This is a genomic window from Streptomyces sp. NPDC051243, from assembly GCF_044455405.1.
GTDB lineage: Bacteria > Actinomycetota > Actinomycetes > Streptomycetales > Streptomycetaceae > Streptomyces.
The window spans coordinates 40,607-52,753 of record NZ_JBITES010000014.1; the positions used below are offsets into that span (position 1 = coordinate 40,607).

A 12,147-nucleotide genomic window follows, 5' to 3' on the forward strand; every position below is an offset into this window, starting at 1 on the left:
CCAGTGCGGACGCCGATACGCGACGTGATCGTACGTACGAAGGACCGCCACCCGAACCGGCGAGACCACGGCGCGCCACGACAGGTGCGACCGGCGTTTACAACTGCGCCGCACGGCGCTACCGTCCGCAACAGACGGGGTGGGAGCGCTCCCATGAGTGGTGGACCGGAACCCGCCGCTCGACCGCTCCCACCTCGCGCATCCGCACACACCATCCACACGGCCCGTACCTCGAGGAACGGACTGGTCTGTCATGATCCTGACAAGCCCTGCGAGAACAAGTACGCCTGGACGCCGATTAACGCTCCCCACCCGCACCAGAGCCCTCTTCCTGGTCCTGGTCTCGCTGCTCGCCACCATCCCGGCCGTAGCCCTCGTCATGAGCACCGGCGGCGAGGCCGAGGCCCACGGCACCCCCATGAAGCCCGGCAGCCGCACCTTCCTGTGCTGGCAGGACGGGCTCACCGACACCGGTGAGATCAAGCCGGTCAACCCGGCCTGCAGGGCGGCCCAACAGGTCAGCGGCACAACGCCGTTCTACAACTGGTTCTCCGTGCTCCGCTCCGACGGCGCCGGCCGCACCCGTGGCTTCGTGCCCGACGGTGAGCTGTGCAGCGGCGGCAACACCAACTTCACCGGCTTCAACACCACGAGCAAGGACTGGCCGCTCACCCATCTCACCTCGGGTGCGACGGTCGACTTCTCGTACAACGCCTGGGCCGCGCACCCGGGTTGGTTCCACGTCTACATCACCAAGGACGGCTTCGACCCGACCCGAACCCTCACCTGGGACGACATGGAGGAGCGGCCCTTCCTCAGCGTCGACCACCCGCCGCTCAACGGCTCCCCGGGCACGGTCGAGGCCAACTACTCCTGGACCGGAAAGCTTCCCGACAACAAGTCGGGCCGCCACATCATCTACATGGTCTGGCAGCGCTCCGACAGTCAGGAAACCTTCTACTCCTGCTCCGACGTCGTCTTCGACGGCGGAAACGGCGAGGTGACCGGCATCAAGGAGCCCGGCAATCCGACCGACCCGGTGCCCGGCGAGTGCTCCGCCACCCGCCGCACGACCGGCAGCTGGAACGGCGGCTACCAGTCCGAGGTGACCGTCACCAACACCGGCGAAGTCCCGATGCTCGGCTGGATGGTCGACTGGTCGCTCCCTGCCGGCCAGAAGGTCGAGAGCCTCTGGAGCGGCAACGCGACCTACAACGGCCAGGCCGTGATGGTCCACAACGCGGATTGGAACGGCTCCCTGAGTCCCGGTCAGAGCACCACATTCGGCTACGTCGTCTCCGGTTCCGGCGGCGACAGTACGACGGCCCTGCCCTGCCGGGTGGGCTGAACCACCGCCCGGCGCGGACCCGGTGGGCGCGAGCCGTCGCCCACCGGGCCCGTCCGTGGCTCACACCTCGCCGAGGAACCCGGGATCGGCCGGGCCCAGCTGCCGGGCGAAGTCGGCGGCGACACCGAGGACTTCGCGCATCGGCAGGGCCCGCCGGCTCGTGGCCGCCAGATCGGCGTGAGCCTCCCTGGTCCACAGGAAGGGAAACACGGTGATCCCCTGGGAGTGGCTCAGGGCGGCGGCCTCCTCGCGCCAACCGGGCCAGCGCAGCCCGTCGTAGAACGTCTCCAGGCGGTCGGACAGCAGCCAGGAGATCCACGTCGAATGGCCCATGTCCATGGCCTCCCACTCCAGGGTGTCGGGAGCGAAGTAGGTCATCTGCCCGGGGGAACCCGGGCGGCCCGCGGCGGCGGGATCGTGGCCGTTCAACGCGAACACACCGCCCAGGACGTCCTGGCCGACGACCAGGCCGGTGGTGGGGTGCCAGGCGGGGTCGAAGGCCGCGGGGAAGCGGTTGACCCGGCCCAGGCTCGGCAGACCGTCAGGCGTCCGGGAGCCGCCGGCGAACACCCGCACCCATCCGTCGTCCAGGACCAGTCCGCCGCAGTTCAGTGCCAGGGCCCCGAGCGTCGATCGAGCGGTGACCTGCAGCTGCAGCAGGCAGCGGCGACCGCCGTCGGGCTCGGCGGGCAGGATCCGCACAGGCACGGCACTCCTCGCGAACTCCTCCTGAAGTACCGGCCACGCCGGATCGTCCACATCGGCCAGCTCATGGATATCGCGCACCTGAGGATGATGGCACCCACTGGCGTGAACGCTGCGACGCCCAAGGCCGTCATTGGGTGACCGGCAGGAGAACGAAGAGGTAACGGCGGGCAACTGACCGGGGGTGTCCCTGGTCTAGCTCGCATGAAGATCACCTTCCTGCTGCACAACGCCTACGGGATCGGAGGGACGATCACCACCACCTTCAACCTGGCCCAGGCGCTGGCCGAGCGGCACGACGTGGAGATCGTCTCCGTGCTGCGGCACCGGGAACGCCCCACCTTCACCCTGGACCCGAAGGTTTCCTTACGACCGCTGGTCGACCTGCGGCACGAGAAGGAACACCCCCTCCAGCTGAGACCGGCAAGAGTGTTTCCCGCCGCCGAGTACCGCCACCACCAGTACAGCGAGCTGACCGACCGGCGGATCGGCGAGTGCCTGGCGGCGATCGACGCCGACGTCGTCATCGGCACCCGGCCGGGACTCAATGTGCACCTGGCACTGCAGGCGCCCGAGCGCGTCGTCCGCATCGGGCAGGAGCACCTCACCCTCGGCAACCATCCACCCCGGCTGCGCACCGCGCTGCGCCGGGCCTACCGCCGGCTCGACGTGCTCACCACGGTCACGGAGGCGGACGCGGCCGCCTACCGGCGCAGGATGCGGTTGCCGGGAGTCCGGGTCGAAGCGCTCCCGAACAGCGTTCCCGATCCGGTGCTGCCCGCCGCGGACGGCACCGCCAAGGTCGTGGTCGCGGCGGGACGACTGGTCCCCGTGAAGCGGTACGACCTGCTCATCGAGGCGTTCGCGCTGGTTGCCGCCGAACACCCGGACTGGCACCTGCGCATCTACGGCAAGGGCGAGGAGCACACTCGACTCCGCCGGCTCATCCACCACCTCGGTCTGTACGAGAACGTCTTCCTGATGGGCGCGGCCGCACCCATGGAGGCGGAATGGGTCAAGGGCTCCATCGGCGCGGCCGCGTCCGACTTCGAGCCGTTCGGCATGACCATCGTCGAGGCGATGCGCTGCGGCCTGCCGGTCGTCAGCACCGACTGCCGGTACGGACCCGGCGAGATCATCAAGGACGGGGCCGATGGCCGGCTGGTGCCGGTCGGGGACCGTGACGCGTTCGGCGCCGCCCTCCTGGACCTCGTCCGCGACGACGAGCGGCGCCGGCGGATGGGCCGCACGGCCATGGCCAACGCGCGACGATTCGCCCCGGTCCCGGTCGTGGAGCACGCCGAGCGCCTGATGGACGAGGCGATGTCGGCCCGCCGGACCGGGCGACGGCTCGCACCGGAACGCGGCCGAATACGCGACGCCCTGGTGAGCCAGGGCTTCGCCGCACGCGACACCGCGCACGCCGCGGCTGCCCGCGTGCTGCACACCGTGCGGGGGAGAGGGCAGTGACGGTGATGACGACGGAACCGGGCGCCACGCGCGACGCACACCTTCGAGCCGACTGCACGATCGACACGGCCGGCCGGATCGCCTTCACTCTCCGGTCACCGGCGACCGCCCCGGACTCCCGGCCGCCCCGGTTGCTGCTGCGGCTGCGCCCCAAGAAGGGGCAGCCGGAGAAGGTGCTGCACGTCCTCGACCTGGAGTCCGTGGACGACGACCGACTGCGCGCCGTACTGGAGCCGCAGCTCGCCCTCGCCGAGGGCAGGTGGGACGTGTACCTGCTTCCCGGGCCGGGAGAGTCGGTGACGGGGCGGCAGCGTGTCCGTCCGGGTCTGAGTGACCTGCGGGCCCTCGTCGGCGGACAGACCCGTGACTGGCCGTCACCGCTCGCCGTACGGGTTCCGTACACCACCAAGGACGGCTGTCTCGCGGTGCGGGCCTGGCTGCGCACCGCCCACGCGGAGGTCGAGGGCATCGAGATCACGGACCGGACGATGACGGTGCGGGCCCGGCTGCACGGTGCGACGCTCGCCGAGGGGGCCGTCGTACGACTGCGTCTGCGCGGCGGGAAGGGCGTGCTGCGGACGCTGGAGCCACGGGCCGCGAGCGACGGCCGGGCGTTCTCCTTCACCGTGGATCACGGGGAGTTGGCCGCTGACCGAGGCACCGGTAGCGGTGTCTGGGACCTCTCCGTCCAGCCGCGGCCCGCTGCGGATGCCTCTCCGATCCGGATCGGCCGTCTGTTCGACGATGTGGCGGACCGCAAGGAGATATTCGTCTATCCGGCGACCGCGATCGGTGAAGTGGCCGTACGCCCCTACTACACGGTCGACAACGACCTCTCCGTGGAGGTCACCGCGGCGACGGCGTGATGTCCGTTCTCGAGCGGACCCGGTGGGCGTTGAGCCGTCGTCCACCGGGTCCGCGAGCCGGACGGGCCCGAGGGGGGAAAGAGGACCGTCCGGTTGGAGAGTGGCTTGTGCGTGAGACTGTCCGGCCGACGATCCGACAACGTTGTCGAACAGTTCCGCGCACGACTCTATCGCCTCAACGGGCAACAACGTCAATCCAGTTGGACAGCGTTCCGGATCACGCCGGTCGCTGCCCGAAGTCCAACACCTCGCACAGCCAGTCCAGTTGGCGGCGCACATGCACCTCGTCACCGCCCTCGTGGCCGTTGAACGGATAGGCGTGGATCTCCTTGCGGGGAGCGGCACCCGACAGCTCCGCATAGCGATTGAAGGCCCCGTACGCCCCGCTCGGCGGGCACACCGTGTCGCGCAGGCCCACCCCGAAGTGGGCCGGGGCATGGGCGCGCCGCGCGAAGGCGATCCCCTCCAGGTGGGCGAGGGTGTCGTACGCGGCCCGCTCGGCTCCCCGGTGCACGGAGAGGTACGCGGCGATCTCGCCGTACGGTCCCGCGTCGGTGAGGTCGAGGGCGCGCCGGATGCCGCACAGGAGCGGGGCGGTGGCCAGCAGTGCGGCGAGGTCGGGGACGAGGCCGGCGACGGCGACGGCGAGGCCGCCGCCCTGGCTGTTGCCGACGGCCGCGATCCGGGCGGCGTCCACGCCCGGCAGGTCCCGCACGGCCGTGACCGCTCGTACGGCGTCCGTGATGAGGCGGCGGTAGTGGTGGTCATGAGGCGACAGCAGCCCGCGTACCGCCGGGCCCGGGCCGCCCGGAGCCGTGGCGTGCGGGTCCGGGGTGGCGCCGCCGTTGCCGTACTGGTCGCCCTGGCCCCGGTTGTCCATCAGCAGGTGCGCGTACCCGGCGTTCACCCAGGTCAGCCGCTCATGGGGAAGGCCGCGGCCACGGCCGTAACCGGCGTACTCGACCACGCCGGGCAGCGGCTCGCGCACCCCGGCCGGTCTGCTGAACCAGGCCCGTACCGGGTCACCGGCGAACCCCCGGAAGGTCACGTCCCAGGTCTCGGTCAGCCGCAGCCCGGTCCGCACCGGGCGCGCCGACACCAACACCTCGTGCTGCGCCGCCTCCTTGAGGGTGTCGTGCCAGAACTCGTCGAACCCGGCGGGCTCCCGGGGATCCGGACGGTAGCGCTCCAGCTCCGCCAAGGGCAGGTCGAACGCGGGCACGGACACCTCCGATTGTTGCGGTCCTGGATATGAATGTTTCGTTGCCTCAGGCTCGACTCGGGCCGCAACCTCCTCAACTCACCATCCCTGTCAGCCCCATTGACAGCCATTACACCCGCCCCTAACCTCGCCGCAAAGTTGCCGGTACGACTCCGAAACTTTCGGTGCCACCGGGAGGCCCCCTGCATGAGCACCTCCACCACATCGGCTCCACCGCCCGGCACACACCAGCCGCCGCCGGCGAAAGCCCCGCCCCGCCGCAGGCGGCTGCCGACGCGCACGGGCTGGCGGCGGGCACTGCGCCGGGACTGGCAGCTGTACTCGCTCGCCCTGCTGCCACTGCTGTTCTTCCTGGTCTTCCGCTATCTGCCGATGATCGGCAACGTCATCGCCTTCCGGCGCTTCGAGCCGGGCGGGTCGATGTTCGGCGAGGAGTGGGTGGGCCTGCGCTATGTCGAGATGTTCCTGAGCGACCCCACCTTCTGGCAGGTGTTCCGCAACACCCTGTGGCTCGGCGGACTGACGCTCGTCTTCTGCTTCCCCGTCCCGATCGTGCTGGCGCTGCTGCTCAACGAGGTACGCCGACGTGCGCTGAAACGATTCGTGCAGTCGGTGTCGTATCTGCCGCACTTCCTGTCGATCGTGATCGTGGCGGGCATCACCATGCAGATGCTCGCCACGGACGGCCCGGTCAACCATGTGCTGGGCTGGTTCGGGCACGACCCGATCCGGTTCATCCAGGAGCCCGAGTGGTTCCGCACCGTCTACGTCGGCTCCGAGATCTGGCAGACCGCCGGCTGGGGCACGATCCTCTACCTCGCCGCGCTCACCACCATCGACGAGGACCTCTACGAGGCCGCCCGAATCGACGGCGCCAACCGCTGGCAGCAGATCTGGCACGTCACCCTGCCCGGCATCCGGCCCACCATGATCACGCTGCTGATCCTCAACGTCGGCACCTTCCTGGCCGTCGGCTTCGAGAAGGTCCTGTTGCTGTACAACCCGCTGACGTACCAGACCTCCGACGTGATCTCCACCTACGTCTACCGGACCGGCGTCGAGTCCAACAGCTTCAGCTACGCCGCCGCCATCGGCCTGTTCGAGGCGATCATCGGCCTGGTGCTGATCACGTCCGCCAACCAGCTCTCGCGCCGCACAGTGGGGACCAGCCTGTGGTGAAGCCGAGCCGTTCCTACCGCGTCTTCCAGGGCGTCAACGGGGTGATCCTCACCCTCGTCGTGGTCGTCACCCTGTACCCCTTCCTCAACATCCTCGCCCGGTCCTTCAGCGGGGAACGCCAGATCCGCGCCGGTGAAGTGACCCTGTGGCCCAAAGGGTTCAACCTCACCACGTACGAGATCGTGTTCCAGGACTCCATGTTCTGGCGCAACTACGGCAACACCGTGCTCTACACGGTCGTGGCGACCGCCGTCGCCATGGTGCTGACGACCTGTTACGCCTACGTCCTGTCGAAAAAGCACCTCAAGGGCCGTACCGCGCTCGTCGGCATCGCCGTGTTCACCATGTTCTTCACCGGCGGCCTGATCCCGAACTATGTGCTCATCACCAGTCTCGGCCTGAAGAACAGTGTGTGGGCGATCGCCCTCCCCAACGCGATCAGCGTCTTCAACCTGCTGGTGATGAAGGCCTTCTTCGAGAACCTGCCGACCGAACTGGAGGAGGCCGCGCAGATCGACGGGCTGAGCACCTACGGCATCCTGCTGCGGATCGTGCTGCCGCTGTCCAAGGCGGTCGTCGCGACGATGGTGCTCTTCTACTCGGTGTCGTTCTGGAACTCCTGGTTCAGCGCGTTCCTCTACATGGACCGCACCGATCTGATGCCGGTCACCGTCTATCTGCGCAACCTCATCCAGGGCGCCACCGGAGGCACCAACGCCGGTGCCGGCACTGAGCAGCTGAGCCAGGTCGGGGCGAACATCCAGGCGGTCACGATCGTGCTCACCGCGCTGCCGATCCTGTGCGTGTACCCGTTCGTCCAGCGCTACTTCGTCTCGGGCGTGATGCTCGGCGCCGTCAAGGGCTGACGCTCCGTCACCTCGCTTACGGAACAGCTCCGTCACCTCGCTTACGGAACAGGTCCGTCAACTCACTTACGGGACAAGGGAGTATCCGTGGAGAACTCAGGACAGCTGTCGCGTCGTCAGATCCTGTCCGCCGCCGGGTTCATCGGTCTGGCAACCCTCACGGGCTGCGGCAGCGGTGACGACGGAGGCGACTCCAAGGACCTGTCGAAGAAGCAGAACGGCGCGATGAAGGAGTACCGCGCCGGACAGCAGTTCAAGGCCGCCAAGCCGCTCTCCTTCTCGATGCTGCACAACAACAACCCCGTCTACCCGCTGAAGAGCGACTGGCTGTTCTGGACGGAGGTCACCAAGCGCACGGGCGTCACCATCAAGCCGGTCGACGTCCCGCTGGCCGACTACGAGAAGAAGCGCAGCGTCCTCATCGGCGCGGGTGACGCCCCCTTCCTGATCCCCAAGACGTACCACCCCTCCGAGGTCGCGTTCGTGTCGTCCGGCGCGATCCTCCCGGTCAGCGACTACGTGCACCTCATGCCCAACTACCAGGACAAGGTGAGGAGATGGAAGCTCGAGCCCGAGCTCGACTCCATCCGCCAGTCCGACGGCAAGTACTACCTGCTGCCCGGCCTGCACGAGAAGGTCAAGCCCGGCTACTCGCTGTCCTTCCGCACGGACGTCCTCGACAAGCACGGCCTCGCTCTGCCCACCACCTGGGACGAGGTGTACGACGTCCTGAAGGCGCTCAAGGCCGAGTACCCCCAGAAATACCCCTGGACCGACCGCTGGAGCACCAACACCCCGTTCCCCTGCGGCGCGTTGTTCAGCTACCTCGGCCAGGCGTACGGGGTCAAGGCGGGCTGGACGTACGACAACATCAGCTTCGACAGCAGGACGCGGAAGTTCGTCTTCACCGCCACCCAGGACGGCTACCGCCAGATGATCGAGTACCTGAGGAAGCTGGTCGCCGAGAAGCTGCTGGACCCGGAGAGCTTCACCCAGCAGGACGACCAGGCGGTGCAGAAACTGCTGGCCGAGAAGTCCTATGCCATCAGCGCCAACCCGCAGGAGCTGGTGCAGAACTACCGCTACAACCTGCAGAAGCAGGTCAAGGGCGCGCAGATCGAGATGGTGCCGGTACCGCTCGGCCCGGCGGGTCCGGTGGTGATCGGCGGGGCGCGGCTGGAGAACGGCGTCATGATCTCCAGCAAAGCCCTCAAGAGCGACAGCTTCGTCGCGATGATGCAGTTCGTGGACTGGCTCTGGTACTCCGACGAGGGCCAGAAGTTCTGCAAGTGGGGCGTCCCCGGCGTCACCTACACCGAGTCCGGCGGCAAGTACGAGCTGGAGCCGGGCATCTCCCTCATGGGCTCCGACCCGGACGCCCCGAAGGACCTCCAGAAGGACTACGGCTTCTTCAACGGCGTCTTCACCTACGGCGGCAGCTGGGCCCTGGTCTCCTCCAACTTCAGCCCGGACGAGCAGAAGTTCCAGGACGCCATGGCCGAGCGCGAGCAACTCCCCATCGACCCGGCACACCCGCTGCAGTCCTTCGAGCAGGAACAGGCGACGCTCTGGGAGACCCCGCTCAAGGACCACGCCATCCAGAACACCCTCAAGTTCGTCCTCGGCAAACGCCCGCTGTCCGAATGGGACGCCTTCGTCGCCGAGCTGAAGGCGAAGAACATGGACCAGCTCGTCGACCTGCACAACAAGGCCTACGAACGCTTCGAGAAGGAGAACGGGTGAGCCGCGCCCCGAGCCGCCGGAAGGGTCCCTCATGAGCGGCGCGCGTACGGCCGACTTCGGCACCGGAGCGCTCTCCCGTGCCGCCGGTCTGATCCACACCCTCGTCACCGTGGAGGCGCTGCTGCTCCTCGCCGCCTCGCCCGGCCTCGCCGGCCTGCTCCTCCTCGGTCCCGACCCCGCCAACCTGCCCCTCGCCGCCGGATGCCTGCTGCCGCTCGGCCCGGCACTCTCCGCGGCCCTGTACGCCCTGCACCACCGCACCGGCGATCTCACCGACCTGCACCCGGCCCGCACCTACGTCCGTGGCTGGCGGCTCAACGCCCTCCCCGCCCTGAAGCTCTGGACGCCGCTGCTGGCCTGGCTGACGGTCATCGCCTTCACCCTCACCCACTTCTCCGCCACCGGTCTGCCCGGCTGGTGGGCGGTGCTGCTCGGCGGGATCGGTATCGGCTCCCTGCTGTGGGGGGCGCACGCCCTGGTCCTCACCTCGCTGTTCACGTTCCGCGCCCGCGACACCGCCCGCCTCGCCGGGTACTTCCTCTTCCGGCACCCCCGCGCCACCCTCGGCGCCGCCTCCCTGCTCCTGCTGGTGGCCGCGTCCACCGCCCTGCTGACCGAGGCCCTGCCCGCCCTGCTGGCCGCCCCGCTGCTGCTCTCCCTGCTGCACAGCGGCCGCCCGGTGATCACCGAGACCCAGGAGGACTTCACGGCATGACCGCGCCGCGCACCCCGAAGATCCCCTACGGCGGCGACTACAACCCCGAGCAGTGGCCGGAACCGGTCTGGGACGACGACCACCGCCTGTTCGCACGGGCCCGCATCGACACCCTCACCGTCGGCGTCTTCTCCTGGTCCCTCACCCAACCCGCCCCCGAGACCTACGACTTCACGATCCTCGACCGCGTCCTCGACCGCGCCGCCACGGAGAACCGCCAGGTCTGCCTGGCCACCGGCACGGCGGCCCTCCCACCCTGGCTCGCCAGGAGACACCCGGACGTCAACCGCACCGACTTCGAGGGCCGCCGCCACCGCTACGGCCAGCGCCACAACTTCTGCCCCAGCTCACCGGCGTACCGCGACCACGCCACGGCGATGGCGTCCCGCCTCGCCGAACGCTATGCGGACCACCCGGCACTGCTGGCCTGGCACATCAACAACGAGTACGGCGGCGCCTGTTACTGCGACCTGTGCGCCGCGGCATTCAGGGAATGGCTGCAGCACAGGTACGGCACCCTCGACGCCCTCAACGACGCCTGGTGGACGACCTTCTGGTCCCACCGCTACACCGACTTCGCCGAGATCGAGCCGCCGAGCGCCCTCACCGAGCACTGGCGAGGCCCCGACCACACCGCCTTCCAGGGCATCACCCTGGACTACTTCCGCTTCACCACCGACGCCCTCCTCGGCTGCTTCCTCGCCGAGAAGGAGGTGATCCGCGCCCATGACCCCGACACACCCGTCACCACCAACTTCATGGGCATGTTTCGCCCCCTCGACTACCACCGCTGGGCGCCCCACCTCGACTTCGCCTCCTGGGACAGCTACCCGCCCCTCGACGCCCCGCCCACCTGGCCCGCCCTCGCCCACGACCTGATGCGCGGCCTCAAGGACGGCGCCCCCTTCTGGCTGATGGAACAGACCCCGTCCACGACCGCCTGCCGTGACGTCAACCCCCTGCGCCGCCCCGGCGAACTCCGCCTCGCCACCCTCCAGGCCATCGCGCACGGCGCCGACGCCGCCCTCTACTTCCAGCTGCGCGCCTCCCGCGGCGCCTGCGAGAAGTACCACGGCGCGGTCATCGGCCACGCCGGGCGTGACGACACCCGGGTGTTCCGTGAAGTCGCCGATCTGGGACGGCAGTTGGAAGTGCTCGGCGAGGCAACCCTTGGCGCGCGCACCCCGGCCCGCACCGCTCTCCTCTTCGACTGGGACAGCTGGTGGGCCCTGGAGATCTCCGACGGCCCTTCTCGGCTGGTCAAGTACCAGGAGGTGGTCCACGCCTACTACCGGGCGGCCCGTGAGGCCGGGGCGGACGTGGACGTCGTCCCGGTCACGGCCGACCTCACGGCGTACGACATGGTCCTCGCGCCTGCCCTGCACATGGTCAAGGGCGACCTGGCGCGGCGCCTGGAAGCCGTCGCCGCACGCGGCGGAACGGTCCTCACGACGTTCCTCTCCGGCCGTGTCGACGAACACGACCGCGCCTTCCTCGCCGATGTCCCCGGCCCGCTCGCCCGGCTCATGGGCGTCCGCGTCGACGAGTGGGACTCCCGGCCACGGGACTTCGTACAGCCCGTCCACCTGGGAGACTCGACCTGTGAGGCGCGCCTGGTCTTCGAGATCGTGCTCCCGCGTGGTGCCGAGCCGGTCGGCACCTACGGCGCCGACTTCTACGCGGGCACCCCGGCGGTGACCCGCAACCGCTTCGGGGAGAGCGGGGGAGAGGGCTGGTACGTCGCCACCGCCCTCGACCAGCCCGGCGTCGACTCGGTGGTCCGCCGGATCCTGGCCCGCCATGACCTGCTCGGCCCGTACGCCGACCGGCCGGCCCTGGAGACCGCGACCCGAGTGGCACCCGACGGCACCCGCCTCCTGTTCCTCCTCAACCACGCTCACGAGCCGGCGCACCTGACCTCCCACGCCACCGCCACCGACCTGCTCACCGGCAAGCGGGTCGAGGAGGGCGAGCCGCTGACACTCGACCCGCGCGGCACGGTCATCCTCCGCATTCAGTAGACGCGTTCCGTA

At 69.2% G+C, this 12,147-nt stretch carries 10 protein-coding genes; 8 read left to right on the top strand and 2 right to left on the bottom strand.

Annotation, left to right across the window (positions count from 1 at the left end):
* The first annotated feature begins 253 nt into the window (after positions 1-253).
* Entirely contained in the window at positions 254-1,348 is a 1,095-nt protein-coding gene (locus ACIBAG_RS32205; RefSeq protein ID WP_399109922.1) for a lytic polysaccharide monooxygenase, read from the top strand.
* Positions 1,349-1,408: 60 nt separating this feature from the next.
* On the opposite strand, the gene ACIBAG_RS32210 is transcribed toward ACIBAG_RS32205, so the two are convergent.
* Positions 1,409-2,134, bottom strand: a complete 726-nt coding sequence (locus tag ACIBAG_RS32210; RefSeq protein ID WP_399109924.1) for a DUF2625 domain-containing protein — start codon at positions 2,132-2,134, stop codon at positions 1,409-1,411.
* A gap of 123 nt (positions 2,135-2,257) precedes the next feature.
* Between ACIBAG_RS32210 and ACIBAG_RS32215 the strand changes: the two genes are divergently transcribed.
* On the top strand, positions 2,258-3,523 hold the full coding sequence (locus ACIBAG_RS32215; RefSeq protein WP_399109926.1) for a glycosyltransferase family 4 protein: 1,266 nt from the start codon (positions 2,258-2,260) through the stop codon (positions 3,521-3,523).
* 5 nt (positions 3,524-3,528) lie between these two features.
* Positions 3,529-4,389 carry a transferase gene (locus ACIBAG_RS32220; RefSeq protein WP_399110220.1) on the top strand — a complete coding sequence of 287 codons (861 nt, stop codon included), beginning with the start codon at positions 3,529-3,531 and terminating at the stop codon, positions 4,387-4,389.
* 217 nt (positions 4,390-4,606) lie between these two features.
* Here the strand turns inward: ACIBAG_RS32220 and ACIBAG_RS32225 are convergent, their stop codons facing one another.
* Positions 4,607-5,611 carry an acetylxylan esterase gene (locus tag ACIBAG_RS32225; protein ID WP_399109928.1) on the bottom strand — a complete coding sequence of 335 codons (1,005 nt, stop codon included), beginning with the start codon at positions 5,609-5,611 and terminating at the stop codon, positions 4,607-4,609.
* A 186-nt stretch (positions 5,612-5,797) separates the two neighbouring features.
* Here ACIBAG_RS32225 and ACIBAG_RS32230 point away from each other — a divergent pair, with 186 nt between their 5' ends.
* The 5 genes from ACIBAG_RS32230 to ACIBAG_RS32250 all read left to right on the top strand — a co-directional run bounded on the left by ACIBAG_RS32230 (position 5,798) and on the right by ACIBAG_RS32250 (position 12,135).
* Positions 5,798-6,790, top strand: a complete 993-nt coding sequence (locus tag ACIBAG_RS32230; protein ID WP_399109929.1) for an ABC transporter permease — start codon at positions 5,798-5,800, stop codon at positions 6,788-6,790.
* Entirely contained in the window at positions 6,784-7,656 is an 873-nt protein-coding gene (locus tag ACIBAG_RS32235; protein WP_399109931.1) for a carbohydrate ABC transporter permease, read from the top strand. Before ACIBAG_RS32230 ends, ACIBAG_RS32235 begins: the two co-directional genes overlap by 7 nt.
* An 87-nt stretch (positions 7,657-7,743) precedes the next feature.
* The gene (locus tag ACIBAG_RS32240; protein WP_399109933.1) at positions 7,744-9,399 is read left to right on the top strand and encodes an extracellular solute-binding protein; all 1,656 of its coding nucleotides are present in this window, start codon (positions 7,744-7,746) and stop codon (positions 9,397-9,399) included.
* Between the two features lie 31 nt (positions 9,400-9,430).
* Positions 9,431-10,114, top strand: a complete 684-nt coding sequence (locus ACIBAG_RS32245) for a hypothetical protein (protein ID WP_399109935.1) — start codon at positions 9,431-9,433, stop codon at positions 10,112-10,114.
* On the top strand, positions 10,111-12,135 hold the full coding sequence (locus ACIBAG_RS32250; protein WP_399109936.1) for a beta-galactosidase: 2,025 nt from the start codon (positions 10,111-10,113) through the stop codon (positions 12,133-12,135). Before ACIBAG_RS32245 ends, ACIBAG_RS32250 begins: the two co-directional genes overlap by 4 nt.
* Positions 12,136-12,147: the final 12 nt, after the last annotated feature.